Source organism: Gordonia sp. SMJS1 (assembly GCF_029866425.1).
Lineage (GTDB): Bacteria > Actinomycetota > Actinomycetes > Mycobacteriales > Mycobacteriaceae > Gordonia > Gordonia hongkongensis.
Genome location: NZ_CP123381.1, coordinates 4,829,390 through 4,848,642 on the forward strand (window position 1 = coordinate 4,829,390; position 19,253 = coordinate 4,848,642).

General features: G+C 69.3%; 13 protein-coding genes and 3 pseudogenes. 7 read left to right on the top strand and 9 right to left on the bottom strand.

Annotated features, from left to right (window positions below; translation table 11 throughout):
* Nucleotides 1-64: 64 nt before the first annotated feature.
* The 5 genes from QAD21_RS21875 to QAD21_RS21895 all read right to left on the bottom strand — a co-directional run bounded on the left by QAD21_RS21875 (nucleotide 65) and on the right by QAD21_RS21895 (nucleotide 6,009).
* Nucleotides 65-1,072 (bottom strand): esterase-like activity of phytase family protein, encoded by a 1,008-nt coding sequence (locus tag QAD21_RS21875; RefSeq protein ID WP_226511772.1) that lies wholly within the window; start codon nucleotides 1,070-1,072, stop codon nucleotides 65-67.
* 75 nt (nucleotides 1,073-1,147) lie between these two features.
* Nucleotides 1,148-2,974 (bottom strand): phosphoenolpyruvate carboxykinase (GTP), encoded by a 1,827-nt coding sequence (locus tag QAD21_RS21880; protein WP_137809622.1) that lies wholly within the window; start codon nucleotides 2,972-2,974, stop codon nucleotides 1,148-1,150.
* A 211-nt stretch (nucleotides 2,975-3,185) separates the two neighbouring features.
* Nucleotides 3,186-3,581 carry a DUF6802 family protein gene (locus QAD21_RS21885; RefSeq protein ID WP_065630444.1) on the bottom strand — a complete coding sequence of 132 codons (396 nt, stop codon included), beginning with the start codon at nucleotides 3,579-3,581 and terminating at the stop codon, nucleotides 3,186-3,188.
* A 5-nt stretch (nucleotides 3,582-3,586) separates the two neighbouring features.
* A complete protein-coding gene (locus QAD21_RS21890) occupies nucleotides 3,587-5,134 on the bottom strand; it encodes a hypothetical protein (RefSeq protein ID WP_280360255.1) in 1,548 nt (515 codons plus the stop codon).
* On the bottom strand, nucleotides 5,131-6,009 hold the full coding sequence (locus tag QAD21_RS21895; RefSeq protein ID WP_280360256.1) for a hypothetical protein: 879 nt from the start codon (nucleotides 6,007-6,009) through the stop codon (nucleotides 5,131-5,133). The genes QAD21_RS21890 and QAD21_RS21895 overlap by 4 nt, the downstream gene beginning before the upstream one ends.
* A 223-nt stretch (nucleotides 6,010-6,232) precedes the next feature.
* Here QAD21_RS21895 and trmB point away from each other — a divergent pair, with 223 nt between their 5' ends.
* The 4 genes and pseudogenes from trmB to QAD21_RS21915 form a co-directional block, all read left to right on the top strand.
* Nucleotides 6,233-7,024: a tRNA (guanosine(46)-N7)-methyltransferase TrmB gene (trmB, locus tag QAD21_RS21900; RefSeq protein WP_058252240.1), complete on the top strand. Its 792-nt coding sequence runs from the start codon at nucleotides 6,233-6,235 to the stop codon at nucleotides 7,022-7,024.
* Nucleotides 7,017-7,688, top strand: a complete 672-nt coding sequence (locus QAD21_RS21905) for an NYN domain-containing protein (RefSeq protein ID WP_058252241.1) — start codon at nucleotides 7,017-7,019, stop codon at nucleotides 7,686-7,688. The genes trmB and QAD21_RS21905 overlap by 8 nt, the downstream gene beginning before the upstream one ends.
* Nucleotides 7,689-7,908: 220 nt before the next feature.
* Nucleotides 7,909-11,177: pseudogene (locus QAD21_RS21910) on the top strand (MMPL family transporter).
* Between the two features lie 277 nt (nucleotides 11,178-11,454).
* A pseudogene (locus QAD21_RS21915) lies at nucleotides 11,455-12,261 on the top strand (MFS transporter); the annotation flags it as partial.
* A gap of 60 nt (nucleotides 12,262-12,321) precedes the next feature.
* Here the strand turns inward: QAD21_RS21915 and QAD21_RS21920 are convergent.
* A protein-coding gene (locus QAD21_RS21920; RefSeq protein WP_280360257.1) for an IS3 family transposase occupies nucleotides 12,322-13,466 on the bottom strand; the annotation gives its coding sequence in 2 pieces (ribosomal slippage) (nucleotides 12,322-13,199 and nucleotides 13,199-13,466; 1,146 coding nt in all).
* Nucleotides 13,467-13,548: 82 nt separating this feature from the next.
* On the opposite strand from QAD21_RS21920, the pseudogene QAD21_RS21925 reads away from it, so the two are divergent.
* Nucleotides 13,549-14,097 (top strand): annotated as a pseudogene (locus tag QAD21_RS21925) (MFS transporter); the annotation flags it as partial.
* Nucleotides 14,098-14,140: 43 nt separating this feature from the next.
* Here the strand turns inward: QAD21_RS21925 and QAD21_RS21930 are convergent.
* Genes QAD21_RS21930 through QAD21_RS21940 form a run of 3 tightly spaced genes read right to left on the bottom strand, consistent with a single transcriptional unit; the run spans nucleotide 14,141 to nucleotide 17,374 of the window.
* Nucleotides 14,141-14,818 carry a response regulator transcription factor gene (locus tag QAD21_RS21930; protein WP_058252243.1) on the bottom strand — a complete coding sequence of 226 codons (678 nt, stop codon included), beginning with the start codon at nucleotides 14,816-14,818 and terminating at the stop codon, nucleotides 14,141-14,143.
* A gap of 22 nt (nucleotides 14,819-14,840) precedes the next feature.
* Complete coding sequence (locus QAD21_RS21935; RefSeq protein ID WP_205333638.1) at nucleotides 14,841-16,052, bottom strand: ATP-binding protein; 1,212 nt, start codon at nucleotides 16,050-16,052, stop codon at nucleotides 14,841-14,843.
* Nucleotides 16,049-17,374 (bottom strand): AI-2E family transporter, encoded by a 1,326-nt coding sequence (locus QAD21_RS21940; protein ID WP_165629439.1) that lies wholly within the window; start codon nucleotides 17,372-17,374, stop codon nucleotides 16,049-16,051. Before QAD21_RS21940 ends, QAD21_RS21935 begins: the two co-directional genes overlap by 4 nt.
* 115 nt (nucleotides 17,375-17,489) lie before the next feature.
* Between QAD21_RS21940 and QAD21_RS21945 the strand changes: the two genes are divergently transcribed.
* Together QAD21_RS21945 and QAD21_RS21950 are read left to right on the top strand one after the other, a co-directional pair.
* Nucleotides 17,490-18,755, top strand: coding sequence for a YbhN family protein (locus tag QAD21_RS21945; protein ID WP_240198749.1), 1,266 nt, complete (start codon nucleotides 17,490-17,492; stop codon nucleotides 18,753-18,755).
* Nucleotides 18,756-18,761: 6 nt separating this feature from the next.
* Nucleotides 18,762-19,229, top strand: coding sequence for a DUF3054 domain-containing protein (locus tag QAD21_RS21950; RefSeq protein WP_205333639.1), 468 nt, complete (start codon nucleotides 18,762-18,764; stop codon nucleotides 19,227-19,229).
* Nucleotides 19,230-19,253: the final 24 nt, after the last annotated feature.

Genomic DNA, 19,253 nt, shown 5'->3' on the forward strand with positions numbered 1-19,253 from the left:
TTGGCCATCAGGTAACACCCTGACCCCACCCTGACGGCAGTGACGTTGGGCACTGCTGCGGCCTCTACTTCGGGATCTGGACCTCGAACGAGTGGAGGCGGTTGGGCGATCCGACGTTGTCCGACACCACGAGAAGGGTGCGGGTACGGGTCTTCGCGAACGGGTTGTCGGGATGCCAGTTACCCCAGGCGAGTCCCGACATGTTGCCGGTGAGCAGGTGCGGCGTCGCGGTGGTCGAGAAGATCCGACGCTTGGTCATCGCCTTCTCGCGTCCGCTCAGCTTCTTCTTGTTCGTCACCGAGGTGGCGCCCCGGGTCGTCGTCCAGAAGATGTTCGACAGCTTGCCCGGGCCACGTTCGAGCACGAGAAAGTCCGTCGAATTGATGGCCAGCACATCGGCGGCCACCTTGTTGGCGTCGGTGCGATAGACGAACTCGCGATTGGTCTTGCCGAAGGTCAGCAGACGGGCCGATCGTGCGGCGTCCTGCCGGAGTCCGCCGGCGGTCAGGACGCTGACCTGACCCTGGGGTCCGACAGCCACGCCGGTGAGTCCGCGCTGACCTGCCAGACCCGACTTCGACGACGGGCGCCACACCGACGGGAGCGGCAGGTCGCGGAGGACCTGTCCGATGGGCCCGATCTGCCGGACGAACTGGTTGTTGCCGCCGCTGACGACGGTGTAACCGCCCGCGGACTGACGGATGCCCTCGAACTGGGCCTGTCCGGGCAGCAACGGGAGGAACCACGGGCCGAGGACCGTGCCGCCGCCGTTGATCCGCGGCTGCCCGGTGAAGGACGCGGTGACGGAGGTGTACCCGATCGACGCCGTGAAGAAGCGAGCCGGGAGCACGTCCTCGGCGATCATCACGTAGTTGCCGTTACCGGTCCGATCGATGCCGGAGATCCGGTTGACGGTGGGAAGCCCGTTCCCGATCGTCGTCGAATCCGTGAAGAACGCCGTGACCCCGGCCCCGGAAGACGGTGTCGCCGAAGCCGGTTGGACCGCGACCGACGACGCCAGTCCCAGCGCGCAGGCAGCGGCGACCGAGGCGCCCCACAGACGTAGTTTCATGAGGGGCACGATACCTCAACCGTCACTTCAGACCCATCCGTACGTTCAGCCCCGGAACCGCGCAGCAAGGCCGCGTCAGGCCAGGCGCTGCTTCAGACCGTCGAGCTCGTCGCGCAACGAGCTCGGCAGCTTCTCGCCGACGAAGTCGAACAGCTCCTCGATGGACGGGATCTCCTCGCGCCACTCGTCGGGATTGAAGGCGAGCGCCTCCGCGACGTCCTCCGCAGGCACGTCCAGACCGCTGACGTCGATCGACTCCGGCTTCGCGACGATGCCGATGGGGGTCTCGACACCCTCGGCCTCACCCTCGATGCGCTCGATGATCCACTTCAGCACGCGGCTGTTCTCGCCGAATCCGGGCCACAGGAAGCGCTTGTCGTCGCCCCGACGGAACCAGTTGACGTAGAACACCTTCGGCAGCTTCGACTCGTCGGCGTTCTTGCCGATGTTCACCCAGTGCTGCAGGTAGTCGCCGACGTGGTAGCCCATGAACGGCAGCATCGCCATCGGGTCGCGGCGCACGGTGCCGACCTTGCCCTCGGCCGCGGCGGTCTGCTCGGAGCCCACGGTGGCACCCATGAAGACACCGGTCTGCCAGTCGCGGGCCTCGGTCACCAGCGGCACCGTGGTCTTGCGGCGACCGCCGAACAGGATCGCCGAGATCGGCACGCCCTTCGGGTCATCCCACTCGTCGGCCAGCGACGGGCACTGCGAGATCGGGGTGCAGTAGCGCGAATTCGGGTGCGCGGCCTTGTGATCGGACTCCGGCGTCCAGTCGTTGCCGAGCCAATCGGTGAGGTGCGCGGGCGCCGGGCCGTCGATGTCCTCCCACCAGATGTCGCCGTCGTCGGTGCGGGCGACGTTGGTGTAGAGGGTGTTTCCGGCCTCGATGGTCTTCATCGCGTTCGGGTTCGAGTCGTAGCTGGTACCGGGAGCGACACCGAAGAAACCGAATTCGGGATTGATCGCGTACAGCCGGCCGTCCTCGCCGAAGCGCATCCAGGCGATGTCGTCGCCCACGGTCTCGGCCTTCCAGCCGGGGATCGTCGGCTGGAGCATCGCAAGGTTGGTCTTGCCACAGGCACTCGGGAACGCCGCGGCGATGTAGTACACCTTGTTCGCCGGGCTGGTCAGCTTGAGGATCAGCATGTGCTCGGCCATCCACCCCTCGTCGCGGGCGATGACCGAGGCGATGCGCAGGGCATAGCACTTCTTTCCGAGCAGCGCGTTGCCGCCGTAACCCGATCCGAACGACCAGATCTCGCGGGTCTCGGGGAAGTGGGTGATGTACTTCTCGGTGTTGCAGGGCCACGGCACGTCGGCCTGGCCGTCCTCGAGGGGCGCACCGACGGAGTGCAGCGCCTTAACGAAGAAGCCGTCCTCGCCCAGGATCTCCAGGACGCGGGGGCCGACGCGGGTCATGATCTTCATCGACAGCACGACGTACTCGGAGTCGGTGATCTCGACACCGAGCTTGGGATCGTCGGAGTCCAGCGGGCCCATGCAGAACGGGATGACGAACATCGTGCGGCCGCGCATGCTGCCGCGGTAGAGCTCGGTCATCGTCGAACGCATCTCGGCGGGATCGACCCAGTTGTTGGTCGGGCCGGCGTCCTCTTCCTTCTCCGAGCAGATGTAGGTCCGCGACTCCACGCGGGCCACGTCGGCGGGGTCGGAGTTGGCGAGGAAGGAGTTCGGCTTCTTCTCCTCGTTCAGCTTCACCAGGGTGCCGGCCTGCACGAGGTCGGCGGTCAGGCGCTCCCACTCCTCGTCACTGCCGTCGGACCACACCACCCGGTCGGGCTGGGTCAGCTCGGCGACCTCGGCCACCCAGGCCAGCAGTCCCGCGTGCTTCGTCGGAGCGCTACTCGGGTCCAGTCCGGGAATGGTGGCTGCGGTCATCGTTGGGGCCTCCTCCGAGGTGGTGGCCGCTTGAATGGCCACCTGTCAGGTCGTCTCGCGGTCAAGGATACGTCCACCGAGCGGGCGCTAGGTCACGGGGTTCGCCAGGTGCGGTCTATCCCACGCCCGACGGACAGGTGACAAAAGTCCCTGGTGATCGCACGCGCTCGGTCTCGGCGCGGAACGGGCCGGGTCGGGCGCCGGTCACGTGTCAGCCGATTCGTCCCGATCCGCCGGAGATCCACTGGCCGGTATCCGGGTCGAGAACCGCGGAACGGAACTCGCCGTCCGCACCGATCTCGGTGATCTTGTCGACCTGCCCGTCCCGATCGCTGTCCGTGTACACCGTAAACCCGTCGGGCCCGTTGCGGGTGAGCGAATCGTTGATGCCGTCGTTGTCGGTGTCCACCTCGGCGGGTCCGAGATCCCAGATCCGGCCGTCGTCGTGCATCCACAAGTGATCGTCGAGATCGTCGGACGCCGGTGTCTCGTGCAGTGCGGCCACCGAGTCGACCGAGTGCGGGTCGGCGCCCTCGGCCGCGCCGAACAGCGAGGCCTCCTCCGGGCGGGCCGGGTCCGGAAGGTCGTCGGGGAACATCGGGTCCATCGAGATCACTGCTTCCCGTCGTCGTGGCCGGCCCGGGCGACCCCGGCCGTTCCGTCGTCATGCCCTCGGTCGTCCCGACGTCCCGCCGGATCGTCGGATTCCTCACCCGGGTCGTCGGTGCGGGAGACGACCGCCCAGAGCGATTCCGACCGCGCCACCAACTCACGGCGGATCTCCGCCGCGCGCTCGCGACGGGTTCGAGCGTCGCGGACGCCGACCCCGCTGCGCAGTCGGCGGATCTGCTCGTCGAGGCGCGCGACGTCGGCCGCCACCTCTCGGTTACGGCGTTCGTGCGCCCGGGCGATCTGGCCGGCGATCCGGGTCTCGGCCGCGGTGACGCGCAGGGCGAGCTGGTGATCGAGTGTCGCCCGCGCCTCGGCGAGGAGCTCGGCGGTGCGTGCCTCGCGATCGGAACGCTCCGCAGCACTGCGCCGGACACGGATCACCCACGCCGCGACCGCGACTCCGAGGATCAGGGCGAGCGGCATGCTGACCCACTGCAACGTCTGGACCGACTCCATCGGTGCGACGACGAGGCGTCCCACACCCAGACCGGTCGAGGCCCCGAGGACGACCACCAACGCGTCTTCGGCGCCTGCGCGCCGCGCCCGGCCGCTCGACCGCTCGGTGTGGAGGGGTACCGCGGGCCAGTTCTCGTCGGCCGACGGCTCCGCGTCCAGGCCCACCAGGGCGGTCGACCGGACCGCGTCGACGCGCTCGTCGGCGCGACGACGGACGCCGTCGGCGAGGGCGGCCCAGCCGGTACGGACCCAGGCGCCGTATGCGGAATTCGCGGCGGGAGCGTGGCCGGCGGCGGACGCCGCCAGATCGCGCACTCCGGCGTGCAGTTCCGCCGACGTCTGCGATCGGACGCGCGCGAGTCCGGCGCGTACCGCCGCCAACCGGTCCGGGCGTCCGCGGTCACGTGCGGCGACCAGTTCGCGACGCATGGCCAGGAGATCGTCGACGGCAACCTGTGCGGACGCCGCCTCGTCGGCGCCGCTCGTCGGCGCGCCGAGGAGGTGTTCGACCGCCCCGAGGCCCGCCGCCAGCCGTGCCCGCTCGGCGCGGAGTACGCCCGGCGCGTCAGTCGTCTCACGCAGCCACTCCACGAGGGCGTCGATCCCCGACTCGTCCACCGCACCCTCGAGGGCCGCGACCGCCGACACCCCGAACAGCGGCAGCGTCGCGAACGGGTCGAGGACGGCCCGGTGGGCGCGCACGGTCCGCGGCCACTCCCAGAACGCGTCGATCTTCGTGCACACGATCGCCACGGTCCCGACCTGCGCGCGCATCTGCTCGACGAGGAGACGTTCCTCCTCACCGACCGACGACGACGGGTCGACGACCACGACCGCCGCACCGGCCGGCGCACCCGAGCGCCCGCCGCGGGCGACGATGTCGAGGTCCGGGGCGAGCGCCCGGCAGGCCTCGACCAGCGTGCGGACGCCCACTCCGTCGGTCCCGACGACCAGCACGTCGGTGCCCGCGTCGACCCCGACGGCGTCGAAGCCGGTCAGCTCCCGCGCGGCGGCGAGTGCCGTGTCGGTCATGCGCCCGCTCCTGCCCCGGCCAGAAGTCGCTCGGCACCGGCGCGGTCGACGCCCGCCGCGGCCGCCTCCTCCAACCGGGCACGCACCTCGACCTCACGCCACTGTCGAATCCGGTCGACCCGCTCCCCGATCGGTCCCGCGAGATCAGGAACGCCGCTGGCGTCGCGGAGCGCCCGGCTCAGGGCCTCGGCGTTCGCGGCCACAGCGGAACGGGACTCGATGAGCGCGAGCGCGGTGTCGATGCCGAAGGCGTCGAGCCGGCGCAGCAACCCCTGCCGCATCAGCCGTTCGTCGGAACCCGGACGTCCCACGAGGAACCGGCCGGCCATCGACGGCATGCCGACGCCCGCGGCCGCCATCGTCGCCAGCGCGGCGAACTCGGCGTCGTCGAGGTCGGCGCAGGCCAGCAACTGCGAGACCGGGTACACAGGCGTGTCCAGACGCGCGGCACACGACGCCGCGACCCCGACCGCCGCATCCCAGTCGCCGTGCGTGTCGGCCTTCCCCAGCACCACGAGCAGACGGTCGGCCGGGAGGGACGCGAAGAGTTCGCGGTCGGCGCGCCGCGGCGGCCCCGCCAGGACCAGAATCCACAGATCGGTGTCGGCGGCCCCCTGCTCGTCCTCACCGGGCCCGATCACGGTGAGCGACAGTCGTTCTCGCAGCGCACGGGCCATCGTGTCCCGACCGGTCCCGGGCCGGCCGACGACCTGGACGTGCAACGGACGGAGGAAACGCCGGCCCGCGCCGGCCAGGACGGGCACGAGCGGCGACACCGGGTCGACGAGGTCGACGAGTCGTCCCTGCTCGGCGGCCATCCACAACTCGTTCCCGACGGGCACGCCACGCCGACCACCGTTCACCGGTGCCCCCACCGCAGCCTCCTCGCCATCCGACCCCTGCGCCTCCCACGACCCGCGTCCACCGCACCGCCACCCCGGGCATCGGCGCACGTGAACCGCGACAGGGCCGAGAATAATCGGGATCCGGGCGAACGGCGGAGACAGCTCCACATCCCCTCGCGGGGCCGGACGGGTCCGCGTCCGCACCGCTGCCGTCCGGGCCGCCATTCCCCCGCGACTTCGCCGCGACGGCACGATGCGCAACGATGGACGCGTGAACAACAGCCCCGACAGGTCCCGGTTGTACCCCCGCGTGACGAGCTTCCGCTTCCGCCGCGGCACGCTGACGACCGGTCAGCAGCGCAACTGGGAGACCCTGTGGCCGGTGCTGGGCCGCGACCTCGAGATCGGGCCGGAGCGGGTCCCCGAGCCGCAACTCGACCTCACCGAACTGTTCGGGCGCGAGGCCCCGAAGGTCCTCGAGATCGGCAGCGGTACCGGCATCTCGACCGCCGCGATGGCCGAGGCCGAACCGGATGTCGACGTCGTGGCCGTCGAGGTCTACAAGCCGGGTCTGGCCCAGCTCCTCGGCCTCGTCGACCGCAACGGCCTGACCAACGTCCGCCTGATCCGCGGCGACGCGGCCATCGTCCTCACCGAGCTCATCCCGTCGTCGAGCCTCACCGGTGTGCGGCTGTTCTTCCCCGACCCGTGGCCCAAATCGCGTCACCACAAGCGACGCTTCGTCCAGACCGGCACACTGGAACTGATCGCGGACCGGCTCGTCCCGGGCGGGGTGCTGCACATCGCGACCGATCACGCCGGTTATGCGGAGTGGATCGCGGAGGCGCTCGCCACCCAGGACGCCGACCGCCCCCACGTCGTGCAGTTGACGCGGGAGTCGCCGATCTCGCTGCAGCGGCCGACGACGAAGTTCGAGGGACGCGCGGAGCGCGAGGGCCGCTACGTCAGCGAGTTCGTCTACACGCGGCCCATCCCGCCGGCCACCTCGACCGGCGACACCCCGACGGGAGCCCGCCATGAGTGACCACAGCCCGACCGGCTTCGCCGACACCATCTCCGGCCAGACGGGGACGCGCCGCATGCTGCTGGTGTGGGACGCACCCAACATGGACATGGGCCTCGGCGCCCTGCTCGGCGGACGCCCCACCGCCGCGCACCGTCCCCGGTTCGACGCCCTGGGCCGGTGGCTGCTGCAGCGGACCGCAGATGTGTCCGCTCTCACCGACGGAGGCGGCGCGGTCGAGCCCGAGGCCACCGTGTTCACCAACATCGCCCCTGGTAGCGCCGACGTCGTCCGGCCGTGGGTGGACGCTCTCCGTAATGTCGGTTTCGCCGTGTTCGCCAAGCCGAAGCTGTCCGACGACAGCGATGTCGACTCCGACATGCTCGACCACATCGAACTTCGCAGGCACACTGTTGGACTAGCCGGCGTGATCGTGGCGTCCGCCGACGGTCAGGCATTCCGCGAACCGCTGCTCGAGGTGGTCGGCGACGGGGTGCCCGTCACCGTCATCGGGTTCCGCGAACACGCCAGTTGGGCGCTGAGCACCGAAGAACTGGAGTTCATCGATCTCGAGGACATCCCCGGCGTGTTCCGCGAGCCGCTGCCACGCATCGGCCTGGACTCCCTGCCCGACGAGGGCGCCTGGCTCACACCCTTCCGCCCGCTCAGCGCACTGTTGCGCTGACCTGCGGCGTCGTGGCCCTGCCGGGGTCGTCGGGCGGCGGTCCGCGACCCGGCATCCGACGCCGATGCGGGTGTGCCCGCGCGTGACCCCGAGGCCCACGCCTCAGGGATCACTCAGGCAACACTGTCAGGATCTTTCGGGAAACTGACAGAATCGCCACCGGCGCCCCGAGACGACGGCGCCGAACAGGCCTGACCAGTCGTACACGAAAGGACATCGCGTGTTCCGGTTCATCGGCACATTCGTCTACCGAATGCGCTTCCTCGTCATCGCGGTGCTCATCGCGATGATGGCCGGACTCGGGCTGTACGGTCTCGATCTCGGCAAGCACCTCAGTCAGAGCGGCTGGTTCGATCCGACGTCGGAGTCCGACACCGGTGCGCGCTACGCCGACCAGGCGCTGGGGCGCGACCACACGTCCGACATCATCCTGCTGGTCACCCCGCCGGAGGGCACCCGCGTCGACGACAAGGCGTTCGGCGCGAAGGTCGAGACGTTCGTCGAGGACCTCATCGCGACGCACCCCGACATCGTCGGACGCGCCGATCCCGGTCTGTACGACCCGTTCCTCGTCCAGCCCGCGCAGAGCACGCTGCAGGAGCGACTGTTCACCGAGGACGGCAGACACGCCTTCATCAGCATCGGCGTCGCCGGCAACGACGACACGACGGTCCTCAACAACTACAAGACCATCGAACCGTTCTTCGAGGACATCCCCGAACGCTTCGATCTACCCGGTACGACCTTCGAGCTCGCCGGCCTGCAACCGGTCGCCGGATCGATGGCCGAGGGCATGGACAAGGACATCCACCGCGCCGAGGTCCTCGCGCTGCCGCTGGTGGCGATCATGCTGTTCTTCGTCTTCGGCGGCGTCGTCGCCGCGTGTCTGCCCGTCCTCATCGGCGGTCTGACCATCGCCGGCTCGCTGGGCATCATGAAGATCCTGGCGCTCACCACCGAGCTGAACATCTTCGCGCAGTCGGTGGTCACGCTGATCGGTCTCGGCATCGCGATCGACTACGGCCTGTTCATCGTGTCGCGTTTCCGCGAAGAACTCGGTGAAGGCTATTCGACCAAGGCCGCGGTCCGAAGAACGGTGATGACCGCCGGTCAGACGGTGGTCTTCTCCGCGACGATCATCGTCGCCGCCCTGGCATGTCTGCTGATCATGCCGCAGGGATTCCTCAAATCCGTCGCCTACGGCGCGATCGCATCGGTGTCCCTCGCCGCGATCCTGTCGATCACCGTCCTCCCGGCGATCCTGGGCATCCTCGGCCCCCGCGTGAACATGCTGTCGATCAGCACGGTCATGAAGTACACCGCGGTCCCGCTGGCCCGCCGCTTCTCCGGCGAGGAACGCGCAGCGGCCATCGAGAACCGGTTCAGCGGTCGCATGAAGACCAGCCAGGAAGTCGAGAACGGCTTCTGGGGCCGACTCGCGACGTGGGTGATGAAGCACCCGGTCAAGACCGCGGTCCCGACTGTGCTCCTCTTGCTCGCGCTGATCATCCCGTTCGGCAGCATCCAGTTCGGCGGGATCAGCGAGAAGTTCCTGCCGCCGGACAACCCCAACCGGGTCGCGCAGGAGAAGTTCGACGAATACTTCCCGAGCGAGCGAACCGAGGCCATCAAGCTCGTCATCATCTACGACGAGTCGAGCCAGGCCGACCAGAACAAGCTCGACGCCATCGCGCAACGCGCCGACGCGGTCCCCGGCTTCACCAACAAGTTCAGCGACGCCGACAAGTCCGACTTCGGGTCCTTCGACGCCGAGCGGTATCCGAACGTGGGCGTCTACCAGGTGTCGGCCGGTCTCCAGGACCGGAACACCGCCGCCCAGGCGATCGAGCAGTTGCGCGCGATCGACACCGAGGGCCTCACGATGTACGTCTCGGGTACCCCGGCCCTCACCCAGGACTCGATCGACGCGCTGATGCAGCGGCTCCCGCTGATGGCCGTCATGCTCGTCCTCATCACCGGCCTGCTGATGTTCCTGCAGTTCGGTTCGATCGTCCTGCCGATCAAGGCCGCGCTCATGACGGCCCTGGGTCTCGGTGCCACGCTCGGCATCCTGACGTGGATCTTCGTCGACGGTCACGGCGCCGAGCTGGCCAACTTCACCCCGGGCCCGCTGTTCGCAGCGGTGCTCGTGCTGATCATCGCCATCGTGTTCGGCCTCTCGACCGACTACGAGGTGTTCCTGCTCTCCCGCATGGTCGAGGCCAGACAGAAGGGCGCGAGCACCACCGAGGCGATCCGCAGCGGCACCGCGCACACCGGCGGCATCATCACCGCGGCCGCCGCGATCCTGGTCGTGGTCACCGGCGCGTTCAGCCTGTCCGAGATCGTGATGATGAAGTACATCGCGTTCGGCATGATCGCCGCGCTGATCCTGGACGCCACGGTGATCCGCATGTTGCTCGTCCCGTCGGTGATGAAGCTGCTCGGGGACGACTGCTGGTGGGCACCGCGGTGGATGCGCGTGGTCCAGCGCAAGATCGGCCTCGGCGAGACCGTCCTCGACGACGAACCCGACGAACAGCGCGACGCCGGTGCCGGCGCCCGTCCGATGAGTGCGGGCACCGTGGTGGCCGAGGCGCCGACCTCGGTGATGGCCGCGGCACGCAGACAACCGGTCGCCGCCGGAGCGGTTCCCGCCCGGGGTCGGGCTGACGACCGGCCGCCGTCGGCCGCCCCGCCGCACCGGCGCGGCCCGCCCCGGACCGACCGCTCACCAACGGCCGCCCGGCGGGTCAGGCCCCCGACCAGCGCACCGGTTCCGGGCCCACCCCGACTCCGCCGTCCCCCTCGGGTCCGCCGCCGACCACCACCGGCCGCCCGGGTACTGCGCCGACCCCGCCGCGCACTCCGCCGGCGCGCGTCGGACCGACGCCCGTGCCCGGTGCCCGGGCCCCCGAACCGGCCGGACGCCGTCCCGCGACGCCCTACCGCCGCTCCACCGTGTCGAAGGGTGATCGTCCCGACACCGGCGGCTGGAGCCTCGGCGAGGGTGGCATCCGACTCGGCGACGCCGCACCTCACCCGGGGAACGGGGACCGTCCGACGGTCACTCCCCCGTCCGCCCCACCACGGGTGCCGGAGACCGGCGGGCGTCCGAATCCCGGAACCGCCCGGCCGACGCCGGAGCCGACCGGCCAGCGCTCACCGCTCGGACGCCGGCCCGCCCTCGACGAGACCGGTCGTCGCCCCCTGGCCGCCTCGGTCAGCCCGGAGACCTCGACCCCGTCGTCTCGGAGTCGTCGCAGCAACGGCCCGTCGCCGATGGAGCGCGGAATCAGCGCCGATGCGACCCCGGCCGCCGCGCGGCCCGACGCCGGTCCCGCCTCGGGTGAGCAGGATCGCCCGGCCGATGAGTCGAACCGTCGCCGTCGTCCGCGTACCGACCGGCACGCCCGCTCCGACGAAACCGGTGACGACGGCCAGATCAGCGTCCAGGAACTGCTGAAGCGGAGTCGCTCACAGAAGTGACCGGCCGGACCCCCGTTCGCGGCCACACCCTCCGCCGGTCGAGCCCCCCTCCGCTGGTTGAGCCCCCCACCGCCCGAGCCGCCCCCTCCGCTGGTTGAGCCGGTGAGGAGCGCAGCGACGAGCCGAGTCGAAGCCACCCGTACGTTCCGCATGCTCGATTGATCACCGGTCACGATCAATCCCGGATGGGTCGGCTCTGGGCATATCTCCGATGTGACCGACCCCACTTCTCACTCAGGATGTCTCCCGGCACACCATCGCGGAAGGGACGGCCCGCATGATCTCATCCACCTGGACATCACCGGAGCATCGCAGGAGCGTGCTCTGGGTCGTCGCACTCGCGACCATCGCCATCGTGTTCGACGGCTACGACGTCGTCGTCTACGGCACCGTCCTACCCACCCTGCTCGACGACCCGACCCAGCTCGGTCAGCTCACCCCCGCCACCGCCGGGGCGCTGGGTTCCTACGCGCTCATCGGCGTCATGATCGGCGCGCTGCTGGCCGGCGCGGTCGGTGACCGGGTCGGTCGCCGACGGATGATGCTGTTCAACATCATCTGGTTCTCGGTCGGCATGGGTGCGACAGCCCTCGCCACCAATCTGACCTCGTTCGGCATCCTGCGGTTCGTGACCGGCATCGGAATCGGCGGCCTGGTCGCCACCGCCGGCGCGATGGTCGCCGAGTTCGCGCCGCCCGCGAAGAAGAATCTGTTCAACGCCATCGTCTACAGCGGTGTTCCGGCCGGCGGCGTGCTCGCCACGATCCTGGCGATGGTGCTCGCCGACCACGTCGGCTGGCGCGGACTGTTCTGGGTCGGCGCACTGCCCCTCGTCACGTTGCTGCCCCTCGCGCTGCTGCGGATGCCCGAGTCGCCGCAATGGCTCGCCACCCGCGGTCGTCTCGCCGACACGGAGGCGGTCTCGGCGCGCACCGGAATCCCCGTCGTCCCTGCTCGGCCGGTCGCGACCACCGCACCCGCCGCAGCCGAGAAGGTCGATTTCGCGGTCCTTGCCTCGCGTCGCTTCGCCGGTCCGACCCTGCTGCTGGGCGTGATGAGCTTCGTCGGCCTGCTGCTGACCTATGTGGCAGGTCCCCGATAGCCGGTCCAGGCAGTTCTAGAGCCAGTTTCTTCTAGCTGTCGGTCAGTCGATCTCGCAGCCCACAGGGTGGTGCTGGTGGGTGCATCGGGCAGCGTACTCGGCCGGGGTCTGGTAGCCCAGCGCCGAGTGGCGGTGCCGGTGGTTGTGGTCGTCTTTGAAATCGTCGATCACCACGCGAGCTTCGAGCAGGGTGGGCCAGCAGTTGCGGTTCAGGCACTCGTCGCGAAGCCGGTTGTTGAACGATTCGATGAACCCGTTGTTCCACGGCGTGCCGGGCGGAATATAGGAGATGCCTACCGACCCTGCACAGAACGCCTGGAGCGCCTCTGAGATGAACTCAGGGCCGTTGTCCATGCGTAGCACCATGGGTGGGCCACCCCAGATCGCGAAGGTCTTCTCCAATTCCTCGACCAACCGGTCGGCGGTGATCGAGCGATCCACGATGTTGAGCAACGACATCCGGGTGTGTTCATCGACCATTGATGCGATCTTGACCTTCTTGCCATCCACGGTCGAGTCAAACTGAAAGTCCAATGCCCACACCACCTTCGGCGCATCCGCCGCCACGATCGGCACTGACGATTGCCCGGCTCGTTTGCGCCGCGGCGCCCGGCGCACCTGCAGGCCCTCCTCCGTCCACAGCCGATGCACCTTCTTCTTGTTCACCTCGATACCGTCGTCGAACCGCAGGTGCGCCCACGCCCGCCGGAACCCGTGTCGCGGGTGCTTGCGGGCGTAGGTGCGTAGCTGTGCACGCATACCAGCGTCCGGGTCGGCCGGTGTCTGAGCCAACGGCAGACGCCGGTAGGTAGACCGTGAAAGCCCAACAACCCTGCACGCCATACGTTCTGACATGTTCTTCACGTCTTTGAGCATGTCGATCGCGACGCGTTTGGCGGTCGGGCTCAGAATTTTCCCTTGGCGATCTCCCGCAGCGCGTCTTTCTCCAACTCGGCGTCGGCGAGCAGGCGCTTGAGCCGGCCGTTCTGCTCGCGTAGCTCCTTGAGTTCCTTGGCGGCATCAGCGTCCATACCGCCGTACTGGCGGCGCCAGTTGTACAAGGTGGCCGCCGACACCTCGAGGTCGGCGGCGATCTCCTCGCCGTTCTTGCCCTCGGCCGCCAGTTCATCGGCTCGGCGCAACTTGCGCACGATGTCCTCAGCCGAGTGACGCTTCCGTCCCGCCATGATCCCTATCGTCCCTTCTCCGCCCTCAACAGGGCAATCAGGACTCTAGAACCACCCGGACCGGTTCACGGGGGACACGCCATATGGTCTCAACACCTGGCTCCCGCAGATCATGAAGGAAAGCGGCTTCAACGCGAAGGGTTCGCTGTCGTTCCTGCTGGTCCTCAACGGTGGCGCCATCGTGGGCGGACTCATCGCGGCGCGATTCGCCGACCGCCGGGGACCGCAGCAGGTCGTCGCGTCGTCGTTCTGCCTGGCGACGTTCGCACTCGTCGGACTGACCCAGTCCCTCCCGCTGCCGGTGCTGCTGGCCGCGGTCGCCGTCGCCGGTACCGGCACCATCGGCACCCAGGTCCTGATCTACGGTTTCGTGTCGAACTTCTACCCGACCGAAGCACGCGCTGCCGGCGTGGCCTGGTGCGCCGGCTTCGGTCGACTCGGCGGCATCTTCGGTCCGGTGATCGGCGGCCTGCTGATCGGCGCCGGGATCTCCTCGGTCACCGCGTTCCATCTCTTCGCCGGGATCGCGCTCATCGGTGCCGCGGCCACGATGCTGGTCAAGTCACCCAAACCGGCAGACGCGCCCGCGAGCGGTTCGCTGACGACCTCGGGGCTCGCCGTCAGCGAGTGACCCGGCGGCACCCGCCACCGTCGAACACGGCCTGGCCGAGGACTCAGTCCTCGTCCAGGCCGTGTTCGATCACGTAGCGGGTCAGTTCCACGCGGTTGCCGAGCTGGAGCTTGCGGAGGGTGGCCTGGACGTGGTTCTCGACGGTCCGGTGACTCAGGTCGAGGCGCCGCGCGATCTGCTTGGCGCTCAGTCCTTTTGCAACCAGACGCAGCACCTCGGTCTCACGCTCGGTGAGCGCGGGCGCGGCCGGTGCGGCGTCGGGTTGCTGGGACATGCGCCGGTACTCGCCCAGCACCAGCCCCGCGAGACCCGGGGTGAAGACCGCCTGGCCGTCGGCGGTCGCCCGGACCGCGTCCACCAGTTCTTCGCGTGACGACGATTTGACGAGATAGCCACTGGCCCCGGCCTTCACGGCCTCGAGAACGTCGTCGCGCTCACCCGATGCGGACAGCACGAGGATGCGGGTCTTCGGCGAGACCTCCAGGACCGCCGTCGTCGCCTCCGTACCGGTCCCGTCAGTCAGCTGCATGTCCATCAGGACCACATCGGGGGTGACGGCGGCCGCACGTCGACCGGCACTGCCCACGCCGTCCGCGGTGGCGACGACGTCGAATCCCTCGTCGGCGAGATCGCGGGCCACCGCCTCTCGCCAGATCGGGTGGTCATCGACGACCATGATCCGCAGCGGCGCCCGCCCCTCGTCACTCCGGCCTGCACTCATACTTGATGCTCCCCTTCGCCGTTCAGCTCTCGTCCCGAGGGACGGTGAACTCCCATTCCGTACCCGCACCCGGTTCGGTGTCGACGCGCGCGGTGCCGCCGAGGGATTCGATCCGCCCGACGATGGACTTCGACACCCCGACGCGTCCCTGCGCAACCGCCTCGGCGAGCCGGCCGTCCGGGATGCCGATCCCGTCGTCCCGCACACTCACCACGACATCCCGCCCCAGATCCTCCACCAGGATGTACGCGCGCGCACCGGGACCGGCGTGGTTCACGACGTTGTCGAGCGCGTTGACCACCGCCGCGCGGATCTCCGCGCCCTTTTGCGCCGACACCATGACCGGGTCCGCGGGAGCACTCACCGACACCCGCGCGTCGGCGAAGACGCGCAGGGCGGCGGCGAGATCAACGCTGCAGTGCGCATCGGGATCGGCGGCGACGGGTTCGTCCGTGTCGGAGATCAGCCGACGCAGCGTACGCTCCTGCTCCGCCGCGAGGGTGGCGAGTTCACCTGTCGGGCCGCCGATCTCGCGTCCGCGACGCGCGATCAGCGCGAGCACCTGGAGTACCCCGTCGTGCACCTCACGGGAGAGCCGTTCGCGTTCCTCGGCAGCCGCGGCGATCCGCGCCGCCCGGGACAGCTGGTCCTGGACCCGACGCGCGTTCGCAGCCGCGAGCCCGACCGCCATGCCGGTCGCCACGATGACGATGATGGTGGCATTCCTACCGAAGTCGAGGTTCAGTTCGCCTTTCACGAAGGTGCTGGTGCCGCCGATGATCAGCCCCGACACGATCCCCCCGACCGGGCCGGTGAGGATCGCAACCGAGATGACCGCGTTGGTGGCCCACAGCGTCGTCGGCCAGGTCTGGTTGTTCCACGCCCACTCCGCGCCGGCGACATACGACGTCGACCACATCAGCGCGCAGACGACGAGCACCTCGGCACCGACCCACACCCGGTTGCGCGCGAACCCGACGAAGTAGCCGATCCCGCTGACCAGCGTCCACGCGGAGAGCAGGCCGAAGAGCACCCAGGCGACGCCGCCGCGGTCGAGGTCGGGGTTGACGGCGATGTGGAAGCCGAGTGCGTACAGATAGGACAGCAGCCGGAAGATCTGGGCGCCCCGCCACAGCGGACCGACCGGGTCGTCGTCGACGACACGTGCCAGACGATCCGGATCGGCGTTCCGGTCCGGCGGGCCGACCTCGAGCCCCGGCCACCGGCGCGTCACGTTCCCGCGCCCCGGCCGTCCCCGTCCCGGTCACTGCCACCGCGGTCGGTCTCGACCTCGCCCCGGCGACCATCCGCCGGGCGTTCGGATCCTGGGTTCCCGGCCTTCGAGGGGGTGCCAGGGGCCTCGTGTGCGAGCGTCTCGGCCGCGGCGTCGGGGTCGTCGGTGTCCCACGCCGGTGAATCCGGCTCGGCGACGACCCCCGGGCGCCCGTCCACGGGCTCGGTCGAGTCCCCCTTCAGGCGTCGGATCGCGGTGTTGAAGAACGCGATCAGGGGCACCGCGAGCAGACCACCGATGATGCCGGCCGACACCAGGCCGGCCGCGATCCCGAGCACCACCGCAACCGGATGCAGGCGCACCGACCGACCGAGCAGGAACGGTTGCAGCACATGGCTTTCGAGCTGCATGACACCGACGACGATGGCGAGGGCGACGACCGCGGCGATCCAGCCCTGGGTCACCAGGGCGACGAGCACCGCCAGCGTGCCGGTGACCAGGGCACCGACGATCGGGATGAAGGCGCCCAGGAAGACCAGCGAGGCCAGCGGAAGCGCCAGGGGCACTTGCAGGATGGCGAGTCCGATCCCGATACCGCAGGCGTCGACGAAGGCCACCGCGACGGTCGCCCGGACGTACCCGACGAGTGTGCCGAAACCGGCGATACCCGCCTCCCACACCCGATTCCGATTGGTTTCTGGGATGAGCTTGACCGAGAACTGCCAGATCTGACCACCGCCGTAGAGGAAGAAGATCAACAGGAACAACGTCAGCAGGGCGCCGGTGATGATCTCGCTGGCCGTGGTGGCGGTGGCCAGCGCACCGCTGGTGACACGGTCCTGGTTGTGCTGGATGAAGTCGAGGGTGTCGGTGCCGAAGTTGCGCACCTGGTCGCGATCGAGCCCGAGCGGCCCGTTGATGAGCCATTCCCTGGTCTTCTCGACGGTCACGGTGACCTGCTCGGCGAGTTCGGGAACACCGTCGATGAACTCGCGGACCACGAAGGTCATGACGGCGGCGAGCAACCCGATCGCGACGACGAGGTTGACGATCACCGCCAGCGAACGCGGCAGACCGCGCCGGTCGAGTGCGTCGACCCCGGGAACCAGCATCGCCGAGATCAGGATGGCGAGGGCGACCGGCACGAGGACTTCCTCGAACTCCCGGAACAGCCTGGTCGCGACGTAAGCGGCCGCGACCAGGAGCAGTAGCCGCCACGCCCACTCCGCCGCCGCGCGTACCTGCGGATGAACCTTCGCCCGGTCGATGGACGCGAGGTCCCGGACGTCGCGCGGCCGGTCGGCTCGTTCGGCTTCGGTCACGAGAGTCACACTAGTGCTGCGCCTCGGTGACAGGACGCCGTACACACCCCCGATTGCGCAGGTCGCCGACGGGGGTGGTCACCGACACCGGCCCCCCTACCCTAGGGTGGCACGTATGTCGTCGGAGGATGTTGGCTCGCCGGGGGGCGCGGCAGCCCCGGTGACCCGTCCTCGGTTCTGGTGGGTCCGGTGGGTCCTGCTCACCGTCGTCCTGGTCATCCTCGCCGTCGAAGTCGTTCTCATCTGGCCCGAACTGCGAGGCGCCTGGCTGCGCATCGGCGAGATCGAGTGGCACTGGGTCGCGGCGTGTCTCGTCGCCGCGATGCTGTCGATGGACAGTTTCGCCCAGGTCCAGCGTGCACTGTTGCGCTCGGCGGGCCTGCGGGTCACGCAGTGGAAGTCCCTGTCGGTCATCCTCGCGGCCAACTCGCTGAGCCAGACGATGCCGGGCGGCCAGGTCCTCGCCCCCGCGTTCACCTATCGGGAAACCCGCAAGTGGGGTGCGACACCGGTCATCGCGTCGTGGCAGGTCGTCATGTCGGGCCTGCTCGCCGGCATCGGTCTCGCGGTGCTCGGGTTCGGCGGCGCCCTCCTGGCCGGCGCGAAGACCAGCCCGTTCTCGGTCGTCTTCTCCGTTGCCGGGTTCCTCGCGGTCGCGGTGGTCCTGCAGTACCTGGCCAGTCATCCGGAATCGTTGAAGAGCACCGGGATTCGAGTCCTGGGTTGGGTGAACCAACTCCGGAACAAGCCGGAGGACCACGGCACCGAGAAGTTGTTCGAGACCCTCGAACAGCTCCGGGCGGTGCAACTCACCAAGCGCGACACCTCGGTCGCATTCGGCTGGAGCCTGTTCAACTGGGTCGCCGACGTCGGGTGCCTGATGTTCGCCTGCTGGGCGGTCGACGCCCACCCGAGCATCTCCGGACTGATGGTTGCCTACGCGGCTGGCAAGGCCGTCGGCTCGGCGATCCCCCTGCTGCCGGGCGGCATCGGCGTCGTCGACGCGGTGCTCGTCCCCGCGCTGACCAGCGCCGGGATGCCCGCCGCCGACGCCATCACCGCGGTCCTCATCTACCGGCTGATCAGCTATGTGATCGTGTCGGGCATCGGCTGGGTGGTCATCGGTCTCATGTTCCGTAACCGCATCAAGCGCGACGACACGTTCATCGACGAGGTCGAGCGGGACGCCGACGCCCTCGAACGCTCGGCCGACGACCCGTCGCCCACGACGCCCGACGGGCCGGCGCTCCCCATCCCGCCGCCGGATGGTGTCGAACCGCCGCACCCGGGGGTCCCGCCCGCGGACGGACCCGACAACCCGCATCGAGGGGACTCCGCACGAATGTCCGACACCGATCCGCCGTCGGACCCGGTACGGTAATCCACCATGTTGAGCTCGAAGACGGACCGGGGCTCCGACGCGACGGCGGAGACGGGTTCCTCGCCGGCGCGCGGAACGGCGACGGGTCCCGTCGCCGCCCTGTTCGACGCGGTGGCGATCACGGTCTTCGTCCTCATCGGCCGGGCCAGTCACGAAGAGGGCTATGCGCTGACGTCGGTGCTGCACACGCTGTGGCCGTTCCTGGCCGGCTGTGCGGCCGGGTGGTCGGTCACCTACGTCTACGCGCATGTGCGGTCGAGCGACTTCTTCGGTCACGACTTCCGGCCGGACCGGGTCGTCCCGGTCGGTCTCGTCATCTGGTTCTGCACGGTGACCGTCGCGATGATCCTGCGCTTCATCCTGAGCCAGGGAGTGGCGGTGAGCTTCGTGATCGTCGCAGCCGTGGTGCTCGCGCTCTTCCTGCTCGGCTGGCGAGCCGTCTTCGCCTACCTCGGTCGTCGCGCCGCCGCCTGACGACGAGAGTCGCGAGCGTTCGAG